This is a genomic window from Labrys sp. 22185 (assembly GCF_052045555.1).
GTDB classification, from domain to species: domain Bacteria; phylum Pseudomonadota; class Alphaproteobacteria; order Rhizobiales; family Labraceae; genus Labrys; species Labrys neptuniae.
On the sequence record NZ_JBQEPH010000005.1, the window covers coordinates 197676 to 223132 of the forward strand.

Here is a 25457-nt window from a genome sequence, read left to right on the forward strand (position 1 = left end):
GGCAGGTTGGTCACCCCCTGCCATCGCGATTCACTGCGCCCAGGCTTTCCAGGTCGCTTCGTGATCGGTGACCCACTTGGCCGCGACCTCGTCCAGGCTCTTGCCTTCCAGATCGACCTGGCCGCTCAGCTTGTTGAGCTCGTCGGTTTCGATCGTGTAGGCCTTGGCGACCTTGTAGGCCACGGGCCATTTGTCCTTCATGCCGGACCAGGCATATTTCCAGATCTCGCCATGCGGCTTGCCGCAATCATATTTGGCATCGGGGTTGGTGCCCCATTTCGGATCGGTATAGCAGGCCGGCTCATATTCGGGGAATTGCACCCACTCGCCCTGATATTTCGCCGTGGCCCAATGGGGCGAATAGATCCACAGCATGATCGGCGCCTTGCGCTGATAGGCGGAATCGAGTTCGGCGAACATGGCGCCATCAGTGCCGGCATGAATGACCGTGAAGGGCAACTTCAGCGCTGCCACGCGTTCGTCATCGAAGCCTTCCCAGGTCACGGGCCCGCCGAGATAGCGGCCCTTGGGCGCGGTATCGGGCGTGGAGAAGGCTTCGGCGCATTTCGGGTCCAGCAGGGCCTTCCAATCGGGCAGGCCGGGGCATTTCTCCTTCATGTAGATCGGGTACCACCACTCCTCCTTGGCCTTGGGGCCGAGCTTGCCCAGGCGTTCGGTCTGCTTGGTGGCATCGGAAGCCTTCATGGCCTCGCCGGCGGTGGTGTCCCAGAATTCGACGCCGAGGGTGAGATCGCCATTGGTGAGGCCGGTTGTCAGGCTGGAGAGATAGTCGGCAGTCGGATATTCGACGGTGTATCCGAGCTTTTCGAGGATGCCGCCCAGGATCTTGGCGTTGAGATTGACGCTGGTCCAGTCGAACAAGGCAATCTTGATGGGATCAGAGGATTCCGGTGACGCCGCCGAGGCCGGCGAAATCCCCACGAGCAAAGCGAGCGCCGCGGCCGCAAAGCCGCTGCGTTGAAATACTTTCAGGCAGTCCATGATTGGCACCCTTCCGTCTCTCTGAATGGCCGGCCGGCGCTTGTGCCTCTTGTGGGTGAAGTCTGTCGCCCGGGGTCTGTCGCCGCTGCCGATCGTGAAAGTGTGGCCCAGAGATCGCTCTTGGGCAAGTTATTTTCGTACCAAGAATATTGGCTATATTTCAGGACGTTACTGATACTTCTTTGGGCGCTTTGCTCGAAAAGGCGGCGCCCGCTTCATGCCGAGTTCTTGCGTAGTGTCGACCGATCCTGCACCGGGATTTCACGGTGGGACCAATGCGCCTGCATCGAGGCTGCAAATGCGCCTGCGAGGATTGGGCATGGCAATGTTCAGGCTCTTCCTTCGCGAATTCTGGTTGTTCGGCCTCAAGCAGGCCTGGGCCTGCCTGTTCGGCGGTTCCTTCCTCGCCCTGATCCTGGCAACGCGCTTCTACTATCCGGAGGGGGCCTGGCTCGGCCGCTACGACTTCCTCTGCTTTGCAGCACTGGGCATCCAGGGCCTGCTGCTCGCGCTCAAGCTCGAGACCTGGGAAGAGGCCGCCGTGATCGCGGTCTTCCATGTCGTCGGTACCATCATGGAGATCTACAAGACCCAGGCCGGTTCCTGGGCCTATCCCGAGCCGAGCCTGCTCAGGATCGGCGAAGTGCCCCTGTTCTCGGGCTTCATGTATTCAGCCGTCGGCAGCTACATCGCCCGCGCGGCCCGCCTGTTCGACTTCCGCTACAGTTCCTATCCCCGCATGCGCTGGACGATCCTGCTGGCAGCACTGATCTATGTGAATTTCTTCACCCACCATTTCCTGCCGGATATTCGCCTCGGCCTGTTCGCAGCCATTGCCATCCTGTTCTGGCGCACGCGGATCTACTTCACGGTCGACCGGGAGCCACGCTCCATGCCGCTGCTTCTGGGCTTCTTCCTGGTCGCCTTCTTCATCTGGATCGCCGAGAACATCGGCAGTTTCGGCCAGGTCTGGATCTACCCCAACCAGCGTCACGGCTTCGCCCTGGTTTCGCTCGGCAAGCTCGGCGCCTGGTATCTGTTGATGATCGTCAGCTTCGTGCTGGTATCGCTGGTGCACCGGCCGGTGTTGCTGAAACGTGCTTCCCGCCGACCGGCGCCTATTGCCGGCTGAGCGGCGCCGGAGTGCGTATGGCCCGGCCGACGATTTCGGGGGTAGGCAGATAGCCGTGCGAGGTGCGCATCTCGGCAAGGTTGTCGATGATGTCGCAGGGGAACGGGGCCACCCGCCGGGTCGCCATGTCGATGTTGAGGGAAATCAGCTCACAGGTCGCCGACACCCAGCCTTCGGTGGCGTGGCAGAGTTCCTCATAGATGTGCAGGCGCTTTTCGTCATAGCCGACCAGTTGCAGGCGCACCCGCACGGGATCGTCGAGGTGAAGTTCACGCTTGTAGATGACATGCACTTCGCCTGTGAAGAACGACATGCCGCGCTCGCGGATGTAATCCTCGCCCAGACCGACGAGCGACAGCGCCTCGCCAAGGGCGTTGTCGAACAGCACGTGATAATAGGCCATGTTCAGATGGCCGTTATAGTCGATCCAATGCGGTTCGATGCGCATCTGCGAGGATACGAACGGCGCGAAGAACAATGCCGGCAATTTGCTGGTGTCAAACATCTCCGCCCCCACGCCACAAAGTCTTCTGCCCTCTCACCCACTTCAAACTGAATATCCGAACCTGTTGGGCAGGCTCGGATATTCAGTTCGTTTCAGAACTGTCCGCACCTAACGGGGGTCGATCGATCACGATCGCGATACCCTCTGGCGCGGGCCTTTCAAGTCAGTGTATGCCAAATGGCTCATACCTCAAGACAAAGTAACATATTATGGTCAATCCCGGCGCAAATTCCAGGCGCTACCAGCCCGAAGATCTGTCCGCCGTCCGCGATGCCCTTGCCGGGCAATTCGGTCCGCGCTTTTCTGCAGGTCAGGCCCTGCGCGATCAGCATGCGAGCACGCTGACCTGGCTGCCCGCCCAGGCGCCGGATGCCGTGGTCTTTCCGGAGAATGAGAGCGAAGTGGCCGACATCGTCCGGCTGTGCGCCCTCCATGGCGTGCCCATCATTCCCTATGGCACCGGGACTGGCCTGGAGGGGCATGTCAATGCGCCGGAAGGCGGCATTTCCGTCGACACCAGCCGCATGAACGCCATCGTGGCCGTGCATGCCGAGGACCTCGATGCCGTGGTGCAGCCGGGGGTCACGCGCAAGCAGCTCAACGACTATCTGCGCGACCAGGGATTGTTCTTCCCCATCGATCCCGGCGCAGACGCGTCGCTGGGGGGCATGGCGGCGACGCGCGCTTCGGGCACCAATGCCGTGCGCTACGGCACCATGAAGGACAACGTCCTTTCGCTGCGGGCGGTGCTGGCCAATGGCGAGATCATCTCGACGGCGAGCCGTGCCAAGAAGAGCTCGGCCGGCTATGATCTCACCCGCTTGCTCGTCGGTTCGGAGGGAACGCTCGGCCTCATCACCGAAGTGACCCTGCGCCTGCACGGCATTCCCGAGGCCATCAGTGCGGGCATCTGCCCCTTCGGCAGCGAGAAGGCCGCCTGCGATGCGGTGATCGCCACCATCCAGTCCGGGCTTGCCGTGGCGCGCATCGAATTGCTCGACACGTTGATGGTGAAGGCAGCCAATGCCTATTCCGGTCTCGGCCTGCCGGAGACCCCGATGCTGTTCCTGGAATTTCACGGCAGCGATGCCGGCGTGGCCGAGCAGGCCGAACGCTTCGGCGAAATCGCCGCCGAATTCGGCGGCGGTCCCTTCACCTGGGCCACCAAGCCCGAGGAGCGCACCAGGCTATGGGCGGCGCGCCACAATGCCTATTGGGCGGTCAAGTCCATGTGGCAGGGGGCCGAGATCGTCGCCACCGATGTTTGCGTGCCGCTGTCGCGCCTGGCCGAATGCGTCGCCGAAACACGCCGGGATATCGATGCCACCGGCCTGATCGCCCCGATCGTCGGCCATGTCGGCGACGGCAATTTCCATGTGCAGCCGATGATCGACATGAGCGATCCCCACGAGGTTGCCGCCTGCGAGGGCTTTCTAGAACGGCTGGTGGAGCGGGCGCTGGCCATGGAAGGCACCTGCACGGGCGAGCATGGCGTGGGGCAGGGCAAGCGCAAATATCTCAAAGCCGAACATGGCGCTCCGGCCCTGGCGGCGATGCGGGCGATCAAGCAGGCCCTCGATCCGGCCGGCATCATGAATCCAGGCAAGATCTTTCCCGATTGAGCGGGCAAGCCGAGGCGGGCTCCCGTTCGACGGTAGCGGCTTTCCGGGCCACTGCAAAAAGCGACAGGCGGATGCTTCCCCTGGAAACATCCGCCTGTCATCTTCATTCATCTTGGGCACCCGTCCCGGATGCCTGTCGAGCCTTGCCTGCGGCCAGGCCCAGCTCTGGTTGTTCAAGGACAATTCCGGCCCGGTCCCTCCCAGCCGTGGAACCTGTCCTCTCCTATGGCGTCACCACCACCGGCTGACCAGCGGCCTTTCCTTCAGTAGCGTCCTTGGGTTTGACACGGACGATGATCGGCATCGTCAAACCGGAAGGGACGGGCCGGCCATCGAGATAGCCAGCCTGTTGTGTTTGCTTGTCCACCGAAAGAAATACCAGCATGTTTGCGGCTGCTACACGGCTTGTCGGCTCGCTACGGGCCAACGGAGACTGCCCCGTGCTAGTCCCAACCGTATAAAAGCCTGCGCCGAAGACACCTAACGCCAATACGACTCCGACGGAGCTGATCAAGCGTAACATTGTGTACCCACCTCACTGAAAGCGAGAGATACCGTTCCTCTATTGACGCGACGCTGTTGTGACGAACGGCCAGGAATTCGACCGCCCTTTTTGCCCGCCGCTCATTCTTTTGTGTGGAGCATCCAGGCACAGCACAGCCGGCTCATGCTTTAGCATTTATCCCGGCGGAGGATGTCATAGCACAAATTTTGTACGGGTCTTAATGAAATCTAAAGAATTGGTGAAAATGTGAATATGCGGGGTCGTTCGTAAGACAATTGCTGCCGAATCTGTTCATACTGAGATTTTTGCGCGCGATTTCGGCCTCAAAGGCTACCCGTTCGCTGCCTTGTGCGGTGACCCGGGACCACAGTTTCTCACTGTTCCCGGTTTCGTCTCGCCTTGGTTTTCGCGTATGGTCGGAGCTGGTAGGGGAGGAGCTTCGAAACCGGATTCACCACGCCGCCATTGGTCGGAATGGAAGGTTTTCCGGCTCGGGAGCAAAGCGCGTTCCGACAGAACGCATTTTGCTTCAATGCTTTGTTTGGACGCGTTTTTGCGATTCCTGACGACAGGAATGGATCGCAAAAGGCTTTGGAAAGGACGTGCGGCGTGCGCGAGGCGCTCACCGTTATCGGTTTTTTGTTGATCGTGGCGTTTGCGGCCGTGTTCACCGCGCCCCTCTACGTCGACTGGAACGCTTGGCGCGAGGACATTGGTGACCGCCTCACGCAGCATTTCGGCACGCCCGTCATCATTCGCGGCCCGATCGAAGCGCGCCTCCTGCCTCAGCCTTGGCTCTCCTTGTCCGACGTCAGCATCGGCGACCCCTATGGCACTACCAGGTTGAACGTTGCCCGCATCGACGGAGACGTCAGTCTCGGCGGCCTGTTGCGCGGCGACGTCGATCTTTCCAATGTCGTGGTACGTGATCCGGCCTTGTCGGTGACGGCCGATGACGAGGGCACGATCGCCCCTCTCTCGAAATATCCGGTGTCTCTCGGGGCGGCGGTCGAGAGCTTCGAGGTCAGCGGTGGCTCGCTTCATTATGTGAACAAGGTCGACGGCCAGGACATCAGTCTCACCGGCATCAATCTGGTCGGTGAATCCGGCTCGGTGCTCGGTCCCTACAAGGCCGAGGGCGGGATCAAGATCGCCGGCGTGCCGCATACGGTGAAGATCGCCACGGGCGTAGCCGAGAAGGGCAGCCTCAATCTGCGTGTCACGGCGGTGCCGGCGGACAAGCCGGTAACGCTCGATCTCGACGGCCAGGTCAAGCTTCAAGGGGGGAAGCCGACATTCGTGGGCGCAGCAACGCTGCTGCGTCCAACTTTCGCCGCGAAGGCAGCGGGGGAGGGAAGCGCCGATGATCAGGGAGCCAGCGAGCAACAGGCCTGGAGCATGTCGGGGCCGGTGACGGCTACGCCGGCAGGGGTGGTCTCCGATAAGGTGGCGATCCAACTGGGGCCGGACGAGCGTGCCCTCAAGCTCGCCGGAAGCGTGAACCTGGCTTTCGGCACCACGCCGGTGCTGGAAGCGAACCTCGTCGGCAAGCAGCTCGAGCTCGATCGTTTCGTCGGTATCGGCCCCGACAAGCGCCAACCACCGGCTGCAGTGCTGGCCAGGCTTGCCAGGGTCGTGCCCGTGCTGGCGGGTGCGGCCACCAACGCTCAGATCGATCTGGCCGCCGACGGCCTCATGCTGGGCGGCGAGTTGACCCAGAATGCCCGGGCGAGCATCCGGGTGGCCGACGGGAAACTGCAGGTTGATCGCCTCGAGGCGGACCTGCCGGGCAACAGCCATCTCTTGCTGGCCGGTGACGTCAATGACGAAGGCGGCGGTTTCAAGGGCAATCTCGACCTCAAATCGGATCGGGCCACCGGCCTGATAGGCTGGCTGCAGGGCCAACCCGTCCTGGGACGGCCGGATGCTGCCCGCAAATTGTCCCTGAAGGCTGCTCTCGAAGCCGACGCCGACAAGGTCGATTTTTCGCAGCTGACCCTTGCCATCGACGATGCCGCGGTCAGGGGCAGGCTGGCCTGGAAACGCCTGGCGCAGGGCCGTTCCGCCGGACGGGTCGAAGCCAATCTCGCCGCGCAACGCATCGATCTCGACGTGCTGCCATCGGTGGCCGCTCTTCTGCCTGGCAGCAGCGATCTGTTCAGTGAAGCCGATGTCCGCTTGAAGGCCGAGGCTTTGGCCCTGTCCGGAATCGAGGCCAAGTCGGTCAGCGGGCATATCAAGGCCGGCGGCAAGCTGATCGCCTTGGAGGACGTGGTCGTCAGCGACCTCGGCGGTGCCAATCTCACGGCCAATGGCCGTATCGACAATATCGGCGCCGAACCCCAGGGCGAAATCCGCATCGTGCTGAACGGCAAGGACCTTTCAGGGCTGGCGACAGCGCTCAAGCGCAGCACGCTGCCGGCTTTCTGGGTCGACGCCTTTGCGGCCCGCGCGGCAGCACTCTCGCCGGCCAATGCCAGCCTTTCCGTCGCCTTCGGCGCGGCGCGGCGTTACTCGGTCGACGGCAAGTTCGGTGGCAGCGTCCTGCAACTCGACACGCAATTCGCAGGCAAGGGGACAGGGGAGAGTGCCGATATCAGGGTGAAGGCCGACAGCCTCGACGTGGCCACGCTGATGCGCCAGGCCGGGTTCGATTACAGGGCGGGTTCCGTGCCCGGGCGCGCCTCGCTGGAAATGGCTTTGTCGGGCCCGCTCAATGGCGCGATGCGTTGGAACGGCAGTTTCGGTGGAGCGGGGCTGCAGCTTTCCGGTACCGGCAAGATGACCGGCTCATTCGAGGCACCAGCCTTTGACGGACGTTTGACGGCCAGCACCGACGATGCGCTGGTGCCCGCCCAGCTCCTGGGTCTGCCGCTTCCGGGCGTGGTCCCGTCTCAGGGCGCCACGCTGGATTCCGGCTTTCGTGCCAGGGCAGGACGCTACGTCTTCGACGACCTGACGGGGACCGTGCTCGGCATGCCGGTCAGTGGTGCGCTCACCGTCAGTGCCGGCAGGCCGGCACGCCTCGACGGGCGGCTGAATTTTCTCAAGGCCGACGGCCAATTGCTCGGCTCGCTGTTCTCAGGAGCGGATCTGAGCGCCGGAAATACCAATGGCAATGCCTTTTCCGATGAGACCTTCGGCCCGGGAACCTTCGATGCCCTGGCCGGTCGGCTCGCCATCTCGGCCAAGACGTTGCGCCTGTCGCGGCGCTTGCCGGAGCTCGACGATGCGCATGCGGTGCTGAATTTCGGCGCCGGCAAGGTCGCCGTGGACGATTTTGCGGCGAAACTCGCCGGTGGCGACGTCAGCGGTGCCCTCCAGCTTTCGCATGCCGCCCTCGATACCGCGGCGAGCGGGCGTTTCTCGCTGCGCAGGGTGGCGCTGCAAGGACATCAGCTCTCGGGCGAGTTGGCCATGGGGATGGAATTCCAGGGCAATGGCCGTTCGCCCGATGCCGTGATGTCCTCCCTCACCGGTGGCGGAACTGCCGAACTCGCCGAGGCATCGCTGGCCGGGCTTTCGGAAAAGGCCTTCGACCAAACGGTGGCAGCGGTGGATGGCGGGCTTTCCGGCGATGCCAGTCACGTCCGGGAAGCCTTCGAACGCAGTCTCGACGAGGCGCCGCTGCAGACCGGCACGATCAATGGCAATCTCTCCCTCGCGGGCGGCGTCCTTCGCCTCTCCTCGACGAGGGCGACCTCGGCCCAGGGCAGCGTTGCCCTTTCCGGCCTGCTGGATCTGTCGGACCTGACGGTGAAGGCGGATATCGCCCTCTCGCCCACCAACCCTGCCGATGGTTTTGGCGGCCCGGCCCCGACAATTCCGGTGCAATTGCGCGGCACTATCGACGCCCCGCAAAAGCAGGTCGACGTGTCGAGCCTTGTCGCCTGGCTCAGCATCCGCGGCGTCGAGCAGCAAGCCCGCAAGCTCGAGGCGCTGGAGGCCCAGCGGCGGATCGAGGAGAAGGCGCAGGAAGATGCCCGACGCGCCGAAGCCCTGAAGATGCAGAAGGCAATCGAGGATGCCCGTCGGAAGGCACTGCCGCCGCTGCAATTGGGGCCGGTCGCGCCGGCAACCGGCGGGGCGGGCGTGCCGCTGGCGCCGTCGTCCGGCCTTCCCGGCGCGCCGCCAGTGAAACTGCCTGCGCTCGAAAACCTGCCTGTCTCGCCGGTGACACCCGGGCATACCACGGTGGTGCCGGCTCCGCTTCTGCCGAATGCCGGGCCAGCCTTGCCGCAGGCACCCATCGAGTCCCCGCCCGTTGGTCCCTGAGACGAGGCTGGAAGCCTGGCTTCCCGCTCTCTTGGTTGAAATGAATGTTCAAGACCGCGAGTGGTATTATAACGCCGGCAATTCTGGGCCGCGAAATGAGCCGGCTGGACCAACCATGGTGGCAGGGCTGAGTCCGAAGGAGGCCGTGTCTGCTCGCTTGAAGGGAAAAATGGCCGTTGCCGTAAAGGCAGTCCTTATAACTCGACGACAAACAGCGGACAGGGGCCAAGCCGGTCTTGGTAGCTGTGCATGCTTTTCAAGCAATCGGGCGAATATGATTGCCGCCCGTGTCAAATCATCTCGCGCCTCATCCTCGGCGTACATTCTCCAGGACGAAGAGCCGGATTGCGGAAGACAGATTTCCTTGGGCGCGCGTGGCATCGATCTCGGCAACGACGTCCGAGAGCGTGAGATCGCGCTTGGCGGCCAGTTCCTTCAACGTTTCCCAAAAGGCGTCCTCGAGGGATACGCTCGTCTTGTGGCCGGCAATGACGATCGAACGTTTAACGACTTTGCTTTTCATGGCAGCCCATCACTCTACATTATTGGGCTCCAGGCGGTGTCTGTCGAGGTGCCTTTCGGCCTCCTGCTTGTCCGCCTGCAGCCTTTCCCTATCGATGCGCGAGAGTCCATGGATCGAGCGTTTCCGGGCGGCCTCCTGCCCGGCTTCGGCCCTTGCCCGAGCCTTGCGTACTCTCCTCAAATTCACGATCTCAGCCATCAGCTTACCGGAAAGGAACTTTCTCTCAAGTGAACAACTTCAATATCGACTTGAGGCTCGATTGGGTTGCATCTTGTAAGACATATGCGTTGATTAGAAAACAACGTTCCTGTCATTCTTTATCTGGCGTGATCATCCGTGCAAGGCTCATCGCACTTTCAAAAGCTCTTTCGTCCATTATTTTTGCCGCCAATATTTCCTGAAGTAGAGTGGTACCGTTACGGTGCGCCGTCTTGGCAATATAAGCTGCCTTATCATAACCTATGACAGGTGTTAGCGCGGTCACCAGCATCAAGGAACGCGCTACGAGATCGCTGATTCGCGACGTGTCGGCCTCGATGCCGCTGACGCAGTGATCGGTGAAGCTGTTGGTTGCGTCGGCAAGCAACCGGACCGATTGCAGCACGGCGTCGGCGATCACCGGCTTGAATACGTTCAGTTCCAGATGTCCCTGGCTGCCGGCAAAGGTGACGGTACTCTGATTGCCGAACACCCGGGTGCAGACCATGGTCATCGCCTCGCACTGCGTCGGGTTGACTTTGCCGGGCATGATGGAGGAGCCCGGCTCGTTTTCGGGCAGTATCAATTCGCCGAGCCCGGCCCTGGGCCCCGAACCGAGCAGGCGGATGTCGCTGGCGATCTTGAACAGGCTGACGGCCAGGGTATTGAGCGCGCCATGGGCCGACACCAGGGCGTCGTGGGTGGCGAGGGCCTCGAACTTGTTGGGCGCGGTGACGAAGGGCAGGCCGGTCAGGGCGGCAAGCTCGGCTGCGATTCGCTCCGCAAAGCCCTCGCGGGTGTTGAGGCCGGTGCCGACAGCGGTGCCGCCCTGCGCCAGCGGCATCAATTCGGCGAGGCCGGCCTCGACCCGCCGGATGCCTTGCTGCAACTGCGTGACATAGCCCGAGAACTCCTGGCCGAGCGAGAGCGGGGTGGCATCCTGCAAATGGGTGCGCCCGATCTTGATGATGTCCTTAAAGGCCTCGGCCTTGTGCTCCAAGGCGGAGGCAAGATGGCGCAGTGCCGGCAGCAGGCGATCGTGGATCTCGCGGGCTGCAGCCACGTGCATGGCGGTGGGGAAGGTATCGTTCGAAGACTGGCCGCGATTGACATGGTCGTTGGGATGAACGGGCTTCTTGGAACCCATGGCGCCGCCGAGCATCTCGATGGCGCGGTTGGAGATCACCTCATTGGCATTCATATTGCTCTGCGTGCCCGAGCCGGTTTGCCAGACGACCAGGGGAAATTCATCGTCGAGCTTGCCGTCGGCGACTTCGCGGGCGGCGCGCTCGATGGTGTCCGCCAGAGCGGGGTCAAGCACACCGAGCTCGCGGTTGGCGCGAGCTGCCGCCAGCTTGATCAGTCCGAGGGCGTGAATCAGCGGGCGAGGCATCTTTTCGGCGCCGATACGGAAATTCTCGAGCGAGCGCTGGGTCTGGGCCCCCCAATAATGTCCGGCCGGCACGTCGATCGGCCCGAAGGAGTCGCTTTCCTGGCGGGTGGCGGGGGTGGCTTCGATCATGATGGTCTCCTGCAACTGGCCCTGTGCGTTCATGCCCGGATTCGGGGCTCGCATGGCAGCTCATACTCGGCATTTCCGTGGATCACCTATGGCCGCCATTATGCGCCGGACATGGATGACACAGGCAGGGCAAGATGCCCTCATCCTCAAATAAGGCATGCCAAGCCTGAGGAAAGCTCCGTCAAACCGCAATCGCCTCTTTTTTCTGCCGAACAGGCAGCTTATATTCAGTTTGCCGGCTCGCGCCGGCTATGGCGATAAATGGTCATCGAAATAAACCTATCGGACCCGGGGGCAGTACCCGGCGCCTCCACCAGAGCCCGTCAGGGCGGGCTGCGGCGGGGGCGAAACAGGATCGACGAGGGTGTAAAGGGTGTGCTTTCGCTCGGCATGGTTCCGCCGATATCGGGCCTTTTTTATAGTTGCCAACGACAACTATGCTCCGGTTGCGGTTGCCGCGTAAGCGGTAACTAGACCGAAATCAAGTCCTGACGGGTAGCACCGGCAGGCGGGGTCCGGAGGCACCTGGCAACAGAAGCCTCCACTTCATTCCGGTCTGCCTGCAGGCCATCCGAGATGCGGTCTGCGAGGCGTATGCACGTGCCAGCGGGCCCGACCTAATAAGAGCTGGCCTGGTAAGAAATTGCGCGATGAGTATTGACCATATCCGTTATGATCTTCTCACTCAGGATGCGCTGCGCGGCATGGTTCGCCGCGTATTGGCCGATGCTGCGCGCGTCGGACTGCCTGGCGACCATCATTTTTTCATCTCCTTTAAGACCCAGTTCCCCGGCGTCAGTATTCCGGCGCGCTTGGCGGAAAAGTTTCCGGAGGAGATCACCATCGTTCTCCAGCATCAGTTCTGGGACCTTACCGTCAGCGACTACGGCTTCGAGGTCGGATTGTCCTTCGGCAATGCTCCCGAACGGCTGATCGTACCGTTCGCCGCCATGACGGCCTTCTTTGATCCGTCGGTCGATTTCGGCGTGAAGTTCGAAGTCGACGAGGGCGAGTCGGAAGAGGAGGCCGCGCCCACGCCGGCGCCGGCTGCGATCCGTGCGGTTCCGCGTGGCGACGAGGGCGAAGCCGGCAAGGGTGCGCCGACCAAGGAGGCCGGGGCCAAAGAGATGGCAGCCAAGCCCGCTCGCAAGAAAGCCAGTCCGCCTGTGGAAGAGCCGGTGGCGGCGGATGAGGGCGGTGAGGACGACCGGCCCGCCGAGAGCGAGAAGATCGTCAGCCTCGATCATTTCCGCAAAAAGAAGTAGGCGCGCTTTCCCGCATTTTTGCCGGTGAGCCGCGCGTCGCGGATCTGCGCGGTACGTCAGCTCTTATCGATCTCCGCGACAGCGATGTTCGCGACCTCGAGGGTTGGCGCCACATGCTCTTCCTCGCCATCCTCGATCAGCCAGGTCGCTGAAAGCCCTGCCCAAGCCAGGATCCAGTGAAGCAGGCGGCCGCGCTCCAGCTGCGCAGCCCGAGCGACCACTTCGACTTGCCGCGCAAGGCGTCCCCGCGCGGTGGCGACCGTATGGTCCGGATTGCAGAAGAGATTGGCGTAGTCGAAACCCCGTTCGCCCTTCAGGCGTTTGGGGTCGATGGCAAGCCAGCCTCGCTCGCCGAAATCGAGAATGTTGGCGTGATGAATGTCGCCATGAAGGGTGACGACATCGCGCGGATTGGCGAGAAGCGCTCTGGCAGCGACGGCAGATCGCGCAAAAATCTCCCCTGCGGGTGCAGCCTCCAGTGCCTGAAACCGCTGTTCGAGCGGGATCAAGTCGAGCGGAGGCATCGCGCGCGCCTCATGCAACGCACCGACGACTTTGCAGATGATGCGGCTGGCCTCGTCATCCGCTCCGTTTTTGGCCATGTGGACCAGCGAATGGCGGCCGGTGGCGCGCTCGAGCAGGATGGCCCGGTCGTCATGCGCAAGGACACGGGCAGCGCCACGCCCGCCCCACCAAATCATCAGGCCGGCACCCCAGCGTTCTTCCGCCTCAGTGGCGACCTTCAGCATGGCCGGCGCGCCAGCGTGCAGAACCGGCAGAAGGCGGCTCGAATGGGTCACGATCGGATCACCGTCGGGAACCAGCGCCCATCGTCGGACATAGGGGGCGAAATCAGTGGCCGTCGCCATGCCGTCTCACAGGGTATGCTCCCGCTTTTCCTGCCCGGCCATGACGGTCGCCCGATGCGGATTCGCAAAACCCCCTTTGCCGGAGCCGGAAAGGGGGTTTTTTGCTCTCTTGAACGCTCAAGAAGTCCGCGAGCGGCTCAGTTCAGCGCCAGCGCTACGAAGCGCAGTTCACCCTGGGTGTTCGACAGCAGCAGCAGGGCCTGCTTGGTGCCGGACTTCTTCAACTCCTCGATGCGCTTGCTCACATCCTCGGGGTTGGAGACCGCCTGCTGGCCGACCTGCAGGATGACGTCGCCAACCTTAACCTGCTTGTCCTCGGCCGAGGAGCCATTGTCCACCTTGGTGACCACCACGCCCTTGGCGTCGTTGGCAAGCTTGTACTTGTCGCGCAGCTCCTTGGTGATGCCGGACATTTCCAGGCCGAGCGCCTTGGTGATCTTCGGCTTTTCGGGCGTTTCAGTGCCGCGGGTGGATGCCTTGATCGCCCCGTCGCTCTCATCGAGCCGGGCGACGGTCACGGTCTTGGTCAGGGTCTGGCCCTTGCGCAGGATCACCACCTCGACCTTCTTGTCCACCGGCGTATCGGCGACGAGACGGGGCAGGTCCCGCATTTCCTTGATGTCGTGGCCGTCGAATTTCAGGATTACGTCGCCCGGTTCGAGGCCTGCCGGCTTGGCGGGTCCCTTGTCGTCGACGCCGGCGATCAGCGCGCCCTGGGCCTTCTGCATGCCGAGACTCTCGGCGATGTCGTCGCTGACGCCCTGGATCCGCACGCCCAGCCAGCCGCGCCGCGTCTCGCCATAGAGCCGGAGCTGCTCGATCACCGGCTGCACGGTCGCCGACGGCATGGAGAAGCCGAGGCCGATCGAGCCGCCCGTCGGCGAGATGATGGCGGTGTTGATGCCGATGACGCCGCCGTCCATGTCGAACAGCGGCCCGCCGGAATTGCCCTTGTTGATGGCAGCGTCCGTTTGCAGGTAGTTGTCGTAGGGTCCCGAATTGATGTCGCGGTTGCGGGCCGAGATGATGCCCAGCGTCACCGTGCTCGACAGGCCGAACGGGTTGCCGATCGCCATCGCCCAATCGCCCACGCGGACCTTGTCGCTATCAGCGAACTTCACGGCCTTCAGCGGCTTGGGCGGATCGACCTTCAGCACGGCGACGTCGACTTTCTTGTCGCGACCGAGCAGCTTGGCCTTGAGCTTGGAACCATCGTTGAAATTGACCTCGATGTCGTCGGCATCGTCGATGACGTGGTTGTTGGTGACGATGATGCCGCTGGGGTCGATGACGAAGCCCGAGCCGAGCGCTTCGGTTTTTCGCGGTCGCTGCAGGCCCTTGCCGTCCTTGTTGTTGAAGAACTGGTTGAAGAATTCTTCGAAAGGCGATCCGGGCGGCAGCTTGGGCATGGGCTGCTTGGGCGCATCCTCGTCGTCATCGTCATTGCTGCCGGCGGCAACCGTCTGCGACGTCGAGATGTTGACGACGGCATCGATCAGCTCGGCCGAGAGATCGGCGACGGAAGGCGGACCTGCCGCAGCCATGGCCGGCGGCGCTACCAGCGTGGCCGGGCTCGCGGCAAGGAGGGCGGCGATGGCAACGGCGCCGCTGCGGCGCATCAGGGTGTTGAGTTGAATCGGCATCAAGTCCTCGGATGGTCACCCGCATCGGTGTTGATGTGGGGCGCGGTCGGATTGAATTTCAAGTGCGGAATGCGGCGCGAGCGTGACGTACTCGCAAGTTCACGCAAAGTTGGGGCTTGTCAGTTTCACCCGCAACAGGATGGGACGGTGCATCGGGCCCCGAGGTGTCCGGCTACCGAGCCGACGACGTCACATGCCCCTTACGGCCCAGATTATGATGATACCGATGATGGCGGAAATGAATCCGGCGAGGCGGAGCTGCGCATTGGGGGAGTTGGCGACCGAGACCATCATGCGCCGTACCGGATCGGGAAAGGCCAGGAAGAACAACCCTTCGATCGCAAAGGCCAGTCCGAGCGCAGTGATGAAATCACCGAAAGAGAAACTATCCATCCGCCCCACACATTATGTGAACCGCACCCGAACCTTCCGACGGTTTGCGATCCTGGAGCAAAATGCGTTCATGTCTGAACGCTTGTTCGCTCCAGCTCCTTGTTTTCAGCCAATCCAACCGATTGGCCAGAGCGTTTTTGCGATTCTTGGTGAACCCGTCAAATCGCAAGACGCTTTTGGCAAGGGCAGCCGTCAGAATGTTCACGGCGGTCCTAAGAAAAACGCCGGCCGCAATGAAGCGGTCGGCGCAATGGAGCTTTATATAGGGCCGGCGTCAAGCCTATTGCGCCGGAGGAGCCGGGGGAGAGGCTGCCGGGGCCGGTGCTCCCGTAGGGGCGGCCGGCGAACGCAGATAACGGAAATAATCCCAGTCCGGGCTGATGAAGACCTGCGTGTTGTCGGGCTTCATCGCATCGACGTAGTTCCGCATCGACAGGTAGAACTGGAAGAATTCCGGATCCTTGTTGTAGGCATCCGCCAGGATCTTGATGCGGGCCGAGTCGGCCTGGCCGGTCGTTTCCGCCGCCTTACCGCGTGCCTCACCGAGGATCTTGGCGACCTGACGGTCGGCATCCGAGCGGATGATCTGAGCCTGCTGCGTGCCCTGCGAGCGAATCTGCTGAGCCTCGGTCTGGCGCTGCGACTGCATCCGCTTGTAGACGGCCTCGGAGTTGGCCTGCGGCAGGTCGGCGCCGCGGATACGCACGTCGACCACCTCGATGCCGAGGCCGCCGGCTTCACGATTCACCTCGGCGCGAATCTTCTCCATCAGCGCGGTACGCTGGTCACGTACGACGGCGGCGAAGGTCGATTGGCCGAGAACGCGGCGAACCGCCGAGGACAGGATCGAGGAAAGCTGCAGTTCCGCACCTTTCTCCGACCGCGAGGTCTGGAAGAAGCGCAGCGGATCGGAGACGCGATAGCGGGCGAAGGCGTCGACCTTCAGGCGCTTCTGGTCACTGGCGATGACTTCCTGCGGCAGGCTGTCGAGGTCCAGCACCTGCTTGTTGATGTACTCGACATTCTCGATGAACGGCCATTTCCAGTACAGACCGGGTTGGGTCTTGGCCGGCTGCGGTTCGCCGAAGCGCAGGGGCAGGGCGTAGTCGCGCGGCGTCACCGTATAGGCCGACAGATAGACCAGGACCAGGATGGCACCGGTCGCGATCAGGGCGATGGTTCCGAGCGGGGATCTCATTGTGCCGCTCCCTGCTGGGGTTGTGCCGTGCCGGCCGGTCGCTTGAGCAGACGGTCGAGCGGCAGATAGGGCACCACACCCTGGCCCTGGGTCTTCGAGTCCAGGATCACCTTGTTCGTATCGGTGAGGATGGAGGTCATGGCTTCCAGATACATGCGTTCGCGGGTGACCACAGGAGCCTTCTGATAGGCGCTGTAGACTTCGTTGAAGCGCGACGCCTCACCGGTGGCTTCGGCAACGGTACGCGCACGATAGGCCTCGGCCGCCTGGGTGATACGAGCGGCTTCACCGCCTGCTTCCGGGATCACTTTGTTGGCATAGACCTGCGCCTGGTTGATGGTGTTTTCCTGGTCGGCGCGCGCGGCCTGGACGTCACGGAAGGCATCGATCACCTGGGGCGGCGGATCGACATTCTGCAACTGCACCAGACGAACCAGCACGCCGGCCTTGTAGCTGTCGAGGGCGCGCTGCATCTCGGTCTGGACCTGCTGCTCGATCGCCTGGCGATCGCCGGTCAGGATCGGGGTGATATTGCGCTGGCCGATGGCTTCACGCATGGCGCTCTCGGCGACGGCCCGGATCGTGCCGCGCGGGTTCGACAGGTTAAAGGCGTAGTCCTGCGGCGCGGCCGGGTTGATCTGCCACTGCACCGTGAAGCCGATATTGACGATGTTCTCGTCGCCAGTCAGCATTTCATTGGCGCTGTCGCTGTCGCCACGCGTGCCGACATTGATGGTCTCGACGTTGGTCACGGTGGGCTTTTCGACCGTGCCGATCGGATAGGGCACGTTGTAACGCAGGCCCGGCGGGCTCAGCGAAACATATTTGCCAAAGACGAGATTGAGGCCGACCTCATTGGGCTGCACGCGATAGAAGCCGGTGAGGAGCCACAGGCCGACCAGCGCCACCGCGCCGATCGCGATGTTGCGCGGCGTGAAGCCGCCGCCGCCCTGGAGATTTTTGAGGCCGTCCTTGCTGCGGCGAAGCCAGTCTTCGAGATCCGGGGGCTGAGAACCGCCGGATGGACCACCACCCCAGGGACCACCGCCCCCCGGACGTCCGCCCCCGCTGTTGCCGCCGCCGCTACCCCAGGGGCCACCACCGCCGCTCTGGTTACTCCAAGGCATGTCTTGGTCCTTTGATTGTTCGTCTGCCCAAAGCAGGACGAAAGCCCATTCCAAAGAACGGAATAAGCCGGAGAGAAGCTGCATATAGGAATGCAACCCCCCCGATCAATCCGAAACCATGTTTGAAAACAAGCCTCTAAATCGACGAAACGGCGTTCGAACGAAGCTGTCTCCACATGGCGAAGCTGCAGAAACTCCTATGCAGCCCCTTGAAATTCCTATGTAAACCCGGTGCCCGGCTGCAGTTGACGAACATCGCGACGGGCACGTGTTAAATTTCGTTCATCAGCTCGTCAGAAGCAACCGCAAGTGCTTGAGCAGGCTCGACGAAGCGCCAGCCCGGCATCTGGTGGCGGAACCAGGTGAATTGGCGTTTCGCATAATGGCGGGTGTCAGCCTTGGCACCGGCTATGGCATCCCCGAGCCCGATTTCCCCGGCGAGGTAGCGGCAGAGCCCGGGCACGCCATGGGCCCGCATCACGGGCAGGGCCGGATCGAGGCCGCGCCGGGAGAGCGCGCGAACCTCCTCGATCGCGCCTTGCCCGACCATCAGGTCGAAGCGGTGATCGATCCTGGCATAGAGCTCGGCGCGCTCCGGGCTGAGAAAGAGGCGCAGGCATTTGCCGGCATCGAGCAGGGGCGGCGTGTGTGGTTCGCTTTGCCATTCCGACAGGGAGCGGCCGGTTGCCTCAAAGATTTCGAGAGCGCGGATCAGGCGCTGGCGATCACTGGGCCGCAGGCGATTCGCCATGGCAGGATCCTTCTGGCTCAGCCAGCCGTGCAAAGCCTGCGTCTCCAGGCCCTCGGCCTTGGCGCGTACGGTGTTGCGCACGCTGTCGGGAACGGCGGGCATTTCGGCCAGCCCCCGCTCCAGCGCCTTGAAATAGAGGCCGGTACCGCCGATCACGATGGGCAGGCGTTGCTGCCGACGGACGTCATCCAGCGCGGCTGCCGCGTCTGCGCGCCAGCGTCCCACCGAATAATTGACGGCGCCATCGACGTGGCCATAGAGCAAATGAGGTGCGCGCGCCGTCTCGCTGGCATCCGGGCGAGCACTGAGCACGGCAAGATCGCGGTAGACCTGCATGGAATCGGCGTTGATGATGGTGCCGGTGAAGCGCTCGGCGAGAGCCAGGGCCAAAGCCGACTTGCCGCTCGCCGTCGGACCTGCGAGAAGCACGGCGTCATATTGAATGGCTGTCACTCCGGATACCTGTCCTCATGTCCCTTGTCGCCACGCTGATCTCCCATCCGGACCGTCCCGCCGTCGACGCGGCCGCTTTGTCGCGCGCGGTCGAGGCGCTGGCTGCACCGGGGAAGCCCAGCGTTCTGGCTCCCGGCGTGGCCATCGACATCGCCTGTGCAGCCGATGCGCCGATCGTCGAGATCGAGGCTCGTCTGCGCGAGGCTCTCGCGGGGACTACCGTCGATCTGGTGGTGCAGGAAGCCGAGGGGCGGCGCAAGCATCTTTTCCTCGCCGACATGGACTCCACCATGATCGGCCAGGAATGCATCGACGAGTTGGCCGATTTCGTCGGTGCCAAGGCGATGGTGGCCGAGATCACCGAGCGTGCCATGCGCGGCGAGATCGCCTTCGAACCGGCTCTGCGCGAACGCGTGGCCCTGCTGAAGGGATTGCCCGAGAGCATCGCCGACGAGGTCATCCGCGACCGCCTGACACTGACCTCAGGCGGGCCGGAACTGGTGCGTACCATGCGGGCGAACGGGGCTCATACGGCGCTCGTCTCGGGCGGCTTCACCTTGTTTACCGCCAAGATCGGCGCGATGGTCGGCTTCGATGAGCATCACTCCAATCTCCTGGTGGTCAGGGATGGTTACCTCACTGGCGAGGTCGCCGAGCCGATTCTCGGCAAGGAGGCCAAGCGCGCCAATCTCGAGCGCCTGAGGCAGGCGAGGGGCCTGGCAGCCTCCGATACGATGGCAGTGGGCGATGGCGCCAACGATCTCGCCATGCTGGGCGAAGCCGGCCTCGGCGTGGCCTATCGCGCCAAGCCCGCGGTCGCCGCGGCAGCCCGCATGCGGGTGGAACACGGCGACCTGACGGCGCTGCTTTATGCGCAGGGATATCGCGGCGAGGATTTCGCACACTAGATATCGGGCACCAAGGACGAGACCACACCTATCGACGGGAAGCGGGAGCGCCAGATGAGCAAGAACGGTAGCCAGGACTTGTTGGATGTGCTGAAGGCTCGCTTCGATGCCAATATGAAGCGCCACAAGGGCTTCGAATGGGCCAAGGTGCAGGCACGCCTGGAGGCCAATCCCGAGAAATTGCGCTCCCTCGGCGAAATGGAGCGGACGGGTGGCGAACCGGATGTGATCGGCGAGGATCCAACAACCGGTGACTATGTCTTCTGCGATTGCGCGGCGGAAACACCCAAGGGCCGCAGGAGCCTCTGCTATGACCGCCAGGCGCTCGACGAGCGTAAGGAGCACAAGCCGGAGGGCAGTGCAGTCGACCTGGCCGCCGCCATCGGCGTCGATCTCCTTACGGAAGAACAATATCGCGCCTTGCAGGAGCTTGGGGAGTTCGACTTGAAAACCTCGAGCTGGGTGAAGACGCCGGCCGAAATCAGGAAGAGAGGCGGTGCGCTGTTTTGTGATCGCCGCTACGACCATGTCTTCACTTACCACAACGGCGCATCCTCCTATTATGCCGTAAGGGGATTTCGAGGGCGCTTGAAGGTTTAACCCTGCGAGTGGCCGGATATCGTGGCCGGAGCGACGTCTCGGTCATGGTTTGGCAGGAAATCCGCGCTAGTCTTTCAAAGACTGGTGCACAATCTTTTTTGGGAGTCGCGGAATCGCATGCCGCGGCTAAGATCAGGCCATGCTCGACCGCACCCATAAGCCGCATCCCGAACAGGGTTACCTCGACCTCCTCGACCGCGTCTGGCGCGAGGGCACGCCGCGGGTCGACCGCACCGGCGTCGGCACGCGCGCGCTGTTCGGGCAGAGCCTGCGCATCGACCTGTCCGACGGCACGCTGCCCTTGCTCACCACCAAGCGGGTGTCCTGGAAGACGATCGTGCGCGAATTGCTGTGGTTCCTCGACGGCGGCACCAATATCCGGCCGCTGCTGCAGAACAAGGTGACGATCTGGACCGATTGGCCGCTCGCCAAATATCGCAAGGCAACCGGCGAGGCGATCAGCCAGGAGGATTTCGAGGCGCGGATCGTGGCCGACGAGGCCTTCGCTGAGCGCTGGGGCGACCTTGGCCCGGTCTATGGTGCGCAGTGGCGCCATTGGCCGCTCTTCGTGCCGACCGATGTCGAAGGCGAGGAGGGGCTCTATCGCCGGGACCCGAAAGGGATCGACCAGATCGCGCGGCTGGTGCACGACATCAAGCACAATCCGACCTCGCGACGGCTGATCTTCACCGGCTGGAACGTGGCCGAGCTCGACGGGATGGCGCTGCCACCCTGCCACACCACCTATCAATATTTCGTCGCCGACGGGAAGCTCTCCGGTCTGTTGCACCAGCGTTCCTGCGATGTCGGCCTCGGTGTGCCCTATAACCTCGTCACCGCTTCGCTGCTGATCCGCATGCTGGCCCAGCAATGCGACCTCGAGCCCGGCGAGTTCGTCTGGTTCGGCGGCGACGTGCATGTTTACCAGAACCATGGCGATCTCGTGCGTGAGCAGTTGAGCCGCACGCCCAAGCCCTGGCCCACGCTGCGCTTTGCCCGCAAGCCTGCCTCGATCCTCGACTACAGATTCGAGGATTTCATCGTGGAAGGCTACGAAGCCCATCCGGCGATTTCCGCGCCGATCGCGGTGTGAACGGCGAGCCATGAGCGTTCCTGTCATCATTGTCGCTGCGATGGCCCGCAACCGTGTCATTGGCGTCGACAACGGGCTGCCGTGGCACATGCGCTCGGATCTCAAGCAATTCAGGGCTGCCACCATGGGCAAACCCCTGATCATGGGACGCAAGACCTACCAGTCGATCGGGCGCCCCTTGCCGGGGCGGCGGACCATCGTGGTGACGCGCGACCCCGCGTTTCACGCCGAGGGCGTGGAAGTGGCCGCCAGCCTGGAGGCCGCTCTCGAACGCGGGCAGGCCGTTGCCGCCGAGATGAAGGCCGACGAGGTCGTCATTGCGGGTGGGGCCGCCATCTATGCCCAGGCCCTGCCGCGGGCAAGCCGCCTGCTGCTCACCGAACTCAACCTGGAGGCGCAAGGCGACGCCGTCTTCCCCGCTTTGCCGGCCGGAGAATGGCGGGAGGTGTCACGCACGCCCCATCCCCGCGGGGAGGGGGACGATGCCGGTTTCGAGGTGGTGGCGCTGGAGCGCATTTGAGCCTGCGATGTCGCCTCCAACTTGAATTGAGGCGATGTCCGGAGATAGCTGAAGCACCACCTTTGTCATGCCCGGCAATGACAAAGGCCCAACTCGATTCGTTCATGGACGGGTAAATCCTAAGTCTGCTGGTAGACGGTGATCACCTCGTCGAAACGGCGCTGTTCGAGATCCTTCCTGCGCATCAGGAAGTAGACGGTGCCTTCGCCCCAGGCGCCGGCGCTCCAGTCGGCGAGGTCGAGCTGGAACAGCAGCACCCATTCATGGGCTGCCGCCATGACGGCGGAGCGTTCCTTCTTCCACTCGTCCGACGACAAATGCTGCTTGCCGAATTGCGAGACCACGACGGCATCATAGCGAGGATCGTCCTGTTCCGGCTGCGGGCTGCCCAGAAGCTGCTGGCGGTGCCAGCGTCCCGCCGGTTTGAGCTTGCCGCCGGCGGTGAGTGCTTCGCCATAGGCCTCCTCGAAGCTCTGCCCGTTCTTGCCGCTTTGCGTTCCATCGGCTGCCGAATAGGCGGCATGGAGTTTGGCCGATGCCTCCATCTCGATGGCGCTCGGGTCGGGCAGGCTCAGACCCGCACGCAGCGTCATGGCGCGCTCGGGCGCGTCGTAGTTGCTGCCTTCCGGCTGTGATGGTTCGGGCAGTTTGTATTTGGCCCGGCTTTCGGCCGCGTCGCGGCGCGCCTTCTCCGCCGCTTGCACCAGGTCTTTGGGCATGGCAAGCGTGGCGAGCTTGTCACGTGGTGTCCGGTCCCAGATCACCTTGGCCGGGCGTTTGCCGGTTTCCCATGGTCCGACGGCAAGATCATAGAAGAACAACAGGCGTCCGTCCGGTGGAAGGGGAGAGGCAACACTGCCGAGCTTGTCGGCCTCCGCCAGATCGATCTGGGCGAGGAAAGCGTAGGGCAGGCCCTGGGCCAGATGCCGCCGCATCTCGGCGCCGGCTTCCGCATTGCCTTGGCTGGCGATCGCCTCCGGATCGGCCGGTGCCGGTGGACGCGGCCAGGCCGAGCCTGCGGGCAGGTCCGGCCGGCCGCCGAATTTGGTGTCGCCGACCACGATCCGCTTGCCGGGCGCCACCTCGAAGACCAGGGCGGGCACCAGCGCCTCGACCCGCATCTCGATGCGCGGCGTGTCGAAATAGGCCTGCAAGGCCTGTCTTGCATCGTCGGGACTGTCGAACATGGGGAGGCTTTCTCTTGATCCTGGCTTGCTGCCGGGAGCGAGGCAGGGAACGGTAATGAAAGACTAGCGTTGCCAGATGTTGCGCAACAATTGACAATTTCTGCAAATCAGCGCTTGACCGCCTGTTTGCCAACCCTTACAACCCCGTAACTTTCGAAAAATGGGAGCGCGATCTTGCGCAACATCCTTATCGTAGGTTTGGCGTTGTCGGTGGAGCGGGGTTAGCCCGAATCTCCTACGATGACGCACATGGGCCCCTTGAGGGCCTTTTTTATTGCCCGAAACACAAGCGAACGATATTCGAAGCTCGAAAAAGCCCAAGTGCTTGGAAGCCAAGGAAAAAGGCGATGTCGACGAAGCAAATGACCGGCGCGGAAATGGTGGTGCAAGCCATGATCGACCAGGGTGTGGACACCCTGTTCGGCTATCCCGGCGGTGCGGTCCTGCCGATTTATGACGCAATCTTCCAGCAGGAGCAGCTTCGTCACATTCTCGTCCGGCACGAGCAGGCTGCCGTTCACGCCGCCGAGGGATATGCCCGTTCCACCGGCAAGGTGGGCTGCGTGCTGGTGACCTCCGGGCCTGGCGCCACCAATGCCGTGACCGGCCTGACCGACGCCCTGATGGATTCGATCCCGCTGGTGTGCATCACCGGCCAGGTGCCGACCCATCTGATCGGCTCGGATGCCTTCCAGGAAGCCGACACCATCGGCATCACGCGTCACTGCACCAAGCATAATTACCTGGTGAAGCGTATCGAGGACCTGCCGCGCATCCTGCACGAGGCCTTCCTGATCGCCGCATCCGGCCGTCCCGGCCCGGTGCTGATCGACATCCCCAAGGATGTGCAGTTCAAGGTGGGCGAGTATTTCAAGCCGACCGACAACATCCACAAGACCTATCGCCCGCGCCTGGAAGGCGACCAGGACAAGATCAAGGCAGCGGTGGCCCTGATCGCCGGCGCCAAGAAACCTGTGTTCTACACGGGTGGCGGCGTGGTCAATGCCGGCCTGCGGGCTACGGCGCTGCTGCGCGAATTCGCCAAGCTCACCGGCTACCCGGTGACCTCGACCCTGATGGGCCTGGGCGCCTTCCCGGCGGCGGATCCGCAATGGCTCGGCATGCTGGGCATGCACGGCACCTACGAAGCCAATCTGGCCATGCATGATTGCGACGTGCTGATCAATATCGGCGCCCGCTTCGACGACCGCATCACCGGGCGTATCGACGCGTTCTCGCCGCATAGCCGCAAGATCCACGTGGATATCGATCCCTCCTCGATCAACAAGAACGTCAAGGTCGATATCGGCATCGTCGGCGACAGCGCCCATGTGCTGGAGCAGATGCTGGCGGCCTGGCGCGAATTGAAGCCGACGGTGGACAAGGCGGCATTGGCAAGCTGGTGGGATGAGATCGCGGCCTGGCGTGGCCGCAAGTCGCTGGCCTATCGCGGCTCAGACGAGACGATCAAGCCGCAATATGCCATCGAGCGTCTCTACCAGCTCACCAAGGATCGCGACGTCTACATCACCACCGAGGTTGGCCAGCATCAGATGTGGGCGGCCCAGCATTTCCACTTCCAGGATCCCAACCGCTGGATGACCTCGGGCGGCCTGGGCACCATGGGCTATGGCTTCCCGGCCGCGATCGGCGTGCAACTCGCCCATCCGGACGCGCTGGTGATCGACATCGCCGGCGAGGCCTCGATCCAGATGATGCTGCAGGAGATGTCGACGGCGGTGCAGTATCGCCTGCCGGTGAAGATCTTCATCCTCAACAACGAATATATGGGCATGGTGCGCCAGTGGCAGGAACTGCTGCATGGCGGGCGCTATTCGGAGAGCTATTCGGCGGCCTTGCCCGATTTCGTCAAGTTGGCGGAAGCCTATGGCGGGGTCGGCATCCGCTGCACCAAGCCGGGTGATCTCGATGCGGCGATCAAGGAAATGATCGACACCCCGCATCCGGTCATCTTCGACTGCCATGTCGACAAGTCCGAGAACTGCTTCCCGATGATTCCCTCGGGCAAGGCGCATAACGAGATGATCCTGGGCGACGCGGCCATCGATATCGGCAGCGTGATCGACGCCAAGGGCAAGCAACTGGTGTGACCGCGCACGCACTTGCGTGCGCTAGGGAGCGCGGACATCCTGTCCGCTCTTTCTT

At 62.9% G+C, this 25457-nt stretch carries 22 protein-coding genes and 1 other RNA gene; 10 read left to right on the forward strand and 13 right to left on the reverse strand.

The window, feature by feature from the left end; translation table 11 throughout:
* Positions 1-30: 30 nt before the first annotated feature.
* Positions 31-1002, reverse strand: a complete 972-nt coding sequence (locus ACTJKX_RS12745) for an ABC transporter substrate-binding protein (protein ID WP_082979403.1) — start codon at positions 1000-1002, stop codon at positions 31-33.
* 319 nt (positions 1003-1321) lie between these two features.
* On the opposite strand from ACTJKX_RS12745, the gene ACTJKX_RS12750 reads away from it, so the two are divergent.
* Positions 1322-2134: a DUF817 domain-containing protein gene (locus ACTJKX_RS12750; protein WP_394308065.1), complete on the forward strand. Its 813-nt coding sequence runs from the start codon at positions 1322-1324 to the stop codon at positions 2132-2134.
* Here ACTJKX_RS12750 and ACTJKX_RS12755 read toward each other — a convergent pair.
* Positions 2121-2639, reverse strand: coding sequence for a thioesterase family protein (locus ACTJKX_RS12755; protein WP_311941611.1), 519 nt, complete (start codon positions 2637-2639; stop codon positions 2121-2123). The two genes, ACTJKX_RS12750 and ACTJKX_RS12755, sit on opposite strands and share 14 nt — an antisense overlap.
* A gap of 209 nt (positions 2640-2848) precedes the next feature.
* Here ACTJKX_RS12755 and ACTJKX_RS12760 point away from each other — a divergent pair, with 209 nt between their 5' ends.
* The gene (locus ACTJKX_RS12760) at positions 2849-4261 is read left to right on the forward strand and encodes an FAD-binding oxidoreductase (protein WP_440725483.1); all 1413 of its coding nucleotides are present in this window, start codon (positions 2849-2851) and stop codon (positions 4259-4261) included.
* A gap of 223 nt (positions 4262-4484) precedes the next feature.
* Here the strand turns inward: ACTJKX_RS12760 and ACTJKX_RS12765 are convergent, their stop codons facing one another.
* Positions 4485-4646, reverse strand: coding sequence for a hypothetical protein (locus ACTJKX_RS12765; protein ID WP_156771335.1), 162 nt, complete (start codon positions 4644-4646; stop codon positions 4485-4487).
* 729 nt (positions 4647-5375) lie between these two features.
* On the opposite strand from ACTJKX_RS12765, the gene ACTJKX_RS12770 reads away from it, so the two are divergent.
* The gene (locus ACTJKX_RS12770; protein ID WP_440725484.1) at positions 5376-9041 is read left to right on the forward strand and encodes an AsmA family protein; all 3666 of its coding nucleotides are present in this window, start codon (positions 5376-5378) and stop codon (positions 9039-9041) included.
* 307 nt (positions 9042-9348) lie between these two features.
* Here ACTJKX_RS12770 and ACTJKX_RS12775 read toward each other — a convergent pair whose 3' ends face one another.
* The 3 genes from ACTJKX_RS12775 to fumC all read right to left on the reverse strand — a co-directional run bounded on the left by ACTJKX_RS12775 (position 9349) and on the right by fumC (position 11284).
* Complete coding sequence (locus tag ACTJKX_RS12775) at positions 9349-9564, reverse strand: ribbon-helix-helix domain-containing protein (RefSeq protein WP_068282176.1); 216 nt, start codon at positions 9562-9564, stop codon at positions 9349-9351.
* Between the two features lie 9 nt (positions 9565-9573).
* Positions 9574-9762 carry a DUF4169 family protein gene (locus tag ACTJKX_RS12780; protein ID WP_311941598.1) on the reverse strand — a complete coding sequence of 63 codons (189 nt, stop codon included), beginning with the start codon at positions 9760-9762 and terminating at the stop codon, positions 9574-9576.
* Positions 9763-9874: 112 nt separating this feature from the next.
* Positions 9875-11284, reverse strand: a complete 1410-nt coding sequence (fumC, locus tag ACTJKX_RS12785) for a class II fumarate hydratase (RefSeq protein ID WP_440725485.1) — start codon at positions 11282-11284, stop codon at positions 9875-9877.
* Positions 11285-11479: 195 nt separating this feature from the next.
* Here fumC and ssrA point away from each other — a divergent pair.
* Both ssrA and ACTJKX_RS12795 read left to right on the forward strand, forming a co-directional pair.
* Positions 11480-11830, forward strand: a transfer-messenger RNA (tmRNA) gene (ssrA, locus tag ACTJKX_RS12790).
* 104 nt (positions 11831-11934) lie between these two features.
* On the forward strand, positions 11935-12549 hold the full coding sequence (locus tag ACTJKX_RS12795) for an SspB family protein (protein ID WP_415081546.1): 615 nt from the start codon (positions 11935-11937) through the stop codon (positions 12547-12549).
* A 56-nt stretch (positions 12550-12605) separates the two neighbouring features.
* On the opposite strand, the gene ACTJKX_RS12800 is transcribed toward ACTJKX_RS12795, so the two are convergent.
* The 6 genes from ACTJKX_RS12800 to miaA all read right to left on the reverse strand — a co-directional run bounded on the left by ACTJKX_RS12800 (position 12606) and on the right by miaA (position 18983).
* Positions 12606-13418, reverse strand: coding sequence for an aminoglycoside phosphotransferase family protein (locus ACTJKX_RS12800; protein ID WP_440725486.1), 813 nt, complete (start codon positions 13416-13418; stop codon positions 12606-12608).
* A 137-nt stretch (positions 13419-13555) separates the two neighbouring features.
* Positions 13556-15061 (reverse strand): Do family serine endopeptidase, encoded by a 1506-nt coding sequence (locus ACTJKX_RS12805; RefSeq protein WP_311941587.1) that lies wholly within the window; start codon positions 15059-15061, stop codon positions 13556-13558.
* A gap of 189 nt (positions 15062-15250) precedes the next feature.
* Complete coding sequence (locus tag ACTJKX_RS12810; protein ID WP_105862061.1) at positions 15251-15454, reverse strand: DUF2065 domain-containing protein; 204 nt, start codon at positions 15452-15454, stop codon at positions 15251-15253.
* 280 nt (positions 15455-15734) lie between these two features.
* On the reverse strand, positions 15735-16652 hold the full coding sequence (hflC, locus tag ACTJKX_RS12815; RefSeq protein WP_311941583.1) for a protease modulator HflC: 918 nt from the start codon (positions 16650-16652) through the stop codon (positions 15735-15737).
* On the reverse strand, positions 16649-17779 hold the full coding sequence (gene hflK, locus ACTJKX_RS12820; protein WP_440725487.1) for an FtsH protease activity modulator HflK: 1131 nt from the start codon (positions 17777-17779) through the stop codon (positions 16649-16651). Before hflK ends, hflC begins: the two co-directional genes overlap by 4 nt.
* Positions 17780-18050: 271 nt before the next feature.
* Positions 18051-18983, reverse strand: a complete 933-nt coding sequence (miaA, locus tag ACTJKX_RS12825) for a tRNA (adenosine(37)-N6)-dimethylallyltransferase MiaA (RefSeq protein WP_440725488.1) — start codon at positions 18981-18983, stop codon at positions 18051-18053.
* Between the two features lie 17 nt (positions 18984-19000).
* On the opposite strand from miaA, the gene serB reads away from it, so the two are divergent.
* The 4 genes from serB to ACTJKX_RS12845 all read left to right on the forward strand — a co-directional run bounded on the left by serB (position 19001) and on the right by ACTJKX_RS12845 (position 22104).
* Positions 19001-19891, forward strand: a complete 891-nt coding sequence (gene serB / locus ACTJKX_RS12830; RefSeq protein ID WP_440725489.1) for a phosphoserine phosphatase SerB — start codon at positions 19001-19003, stop codon at positions 19889-19891.
* Between the two features lie 54 nt (positions 19892-19945).
* Entirely contained in the window at positions 19946-20491 is a 546-nt protein-coding gene (locus tag ACTJKX_RS12835) for a DUF4256 domain-containing protein (protein ID WP_440725490.1), read from the forward strand.
* Positions 20492-20630: 139 nt separating this feature from the next.
* Positions 20631-21584, forward strand: coding sequence for a thymidylate synthase (locus tag ACTJKX_RS12840; RefSeq protein ID WP_311941568.1), 954 nt, complete (start codon positions 20631-20633; stop codon positions 21582-21584).
* Positions 21585-21594: 10 nt separating this feature from the next.
* Positions 21595-22104 carry a dihydrofolate reductase gene (locus tag ACTJKX_RS12845; RefSeq protein WP_440725491.1) on the forward strand — a complete coding sequence of 170 codons (510 nt, stop codon included), beginning with the start codon at positions 21595-21597 and terminating at the stop codon, positions 22102-22104.
* Between the two features lie 119 nt (positions 22105-22223).
* On the opposite strand, the gene ACTJKX_RS12850 is transcribed toward ACTJKX_RS12845, so the two are convergent.
* The gene (locus ACTJKX_RS12850; protein WP_440725492.1) at positions 22224-23291 is read right to left on the reverse strand and encodes a DUF1963 domain-containing protein; all 1068 of its coding nucleotides are present in this window, start codon (positions 23289-23291) and stop codon (positions 22224-22226) included.
* A gap of 347 nt (positions 23292-23638) precedes the next feature.
* Here ACTJKX_RS12850 and ACTJKX_RS12855 point away from each other — a divergent pair, with 347 nt between their 5' ends.
* A complete protein-coding gene (locus ACTJKX_RS12855) occupies positions 23639-25402 on the forward strand; it encodes an acetolactate synthase 3 large subunit (protein WP_440725493.1) in 1764 nt (587 codons plus the stop codon).
* Positions 25403-25457 lie beyond the last annotated feature (55 nt).

Bases quoted from the DNA above. Each gene is read 5' to 3' on its own strand.
- ACTJKX_RS12745 (WP_082979403.1), bottom strand. From the start codon at position 1,002: ATGGACTGCCTGAAAGTATTTCAACGCAGCGGCTTTGCGGCCGCGGCG.
- ACTJKX_RS12750 (WP_394308065.1), top strand. From the start codon at position 1,322: ATGGCAATGTTCAGGCTCTTCCTTCGCGAATTCTGGTTGTTCGGCCTC.
- ACTJKX_RS12755 (WP_311941611.1), bottom strand. From the start codon at position 2,639: ATGTTTGACACCAGCAAATTGCCGGCATTGTTCTTCGCGCCGTTCGTA.
- ACTJKX_RS12760 (WP_440725483.1), top strand. From the start codon at position 2,849: ATGGTCAATCCCGGCGCAAATTCCAGGCGCTACCAGCCCGAAGATCTG.
- ACTJKX_RS12765 (WP_156771335.1), bottom strand. From the start codon at position 4,646: ATGCTGGTATTTCTTTCGGTGGACAAGCAAACACAACAGGCTGGCTAT.
- ACTJKX_RS12775 (WP_068282176.1), bottom strand. From the start codon at position 9,564: ATGAAAAGCAAAGTCGTTAAACGTTCGATCGTCATTGCCGGCCACAAG.
- ACTJKX_RS12780 (WP_311941598.1), bottom strand. From the start codon at position 9,762: ATGGCTGAGATCGTGAATTTGAGGAGAGTACGCAAGGCTCGGGCAAGG.
- fumC (WP_440725485.1), bottom strand. From the start codon at position 11,284: ATGATCGAAGCCACCCCCGCCACCCGCCAGGAAAGCGACTCCTTCGGG.
- ACTJKX_RS12795 (WP_415081546.1), top strand. From the start codon at position 11,935: ATGAGTATTGACCATATCCGTTATGATCTTCTCACTCAGGATGCGCTG.
- ACTJKX_RS12800 (WP_440725486.1), bottom strand. From the start codon at position 13,418: ATGGCGACGGCCACTGATTTCGCCCCCTATGTCCGACGATGGGCGCTG.
- ACTJKX_RS12805 (WP_311941587.1), bottom strand. From the start codon at position 15,061: ATGCCGATTCAACTCAACACCCTGATGCGCCGCAGCGGCGCCGTTGCC.
- ACTJKX_RS12810 (WP_105862061.1), bottom strand. From the start codon at position 15,454: ATGGATAGTTTCTCTTTCGGTGATTTCATCACTGCGCTCGGACTGGCC.
- hflC (WP_311941583.1), bottom strand. From the start codon at position 16,652: ATGAGATCCCCGCTCGGAACCATCGCCCTGATCGCGACCGGTGCCATC.
- hflK (WP_440725487.1), bottom strand. From the start codon at position 17,779: ATGCCTTGGAGTAACCAGAGCGGCGGTGGTGGCCCCTGGGGTAGCGGC.
- serB (WP_440725489.1), top strand. From the start codon at position 19,001: ATGTCCCTTGTCGCCACGCTGATCTCCCATCCGGACCGTCCCGCCGTC.
- ACTJKX_RS12835 (WP_440725490.1), top strand. From the start codon at position 19,946: ATGAGCAAGAACGGTAGCCAGGACTTGTTGGATGTGCTGAAGGCTCGC.
- ACTJKX_RS12840 (WP_311941568.1), top strand. From the start codon at position 20,631: ATGCTCGACCGCACCCATAAGCCGCATCCCGAACAGGGTTACCTCGAC.
- ACTJKX_RS12845 (WP_440725491.1), top strand. From the start codon at position 21,595: ATGAGCGTTCCTGTCATCATTGTCGCTGCGATGGCCCGCAACCGTGTC.
- ACTJKX_RS12850 (WP_440725492.1), bottom strand. From the start codon at position 23,291: ATGTTCGACAGTCCCGACGATGCAAGACAGGCCTTGCAGGCCTATTTC.
- ACTJKX_RS12855 (WP_440725493.1), top strand. From the start codon at position 23,639: ATGTCGACGAAGCAAATGACCGGCGCGGAAATGGTGGTGCAAGCCATG.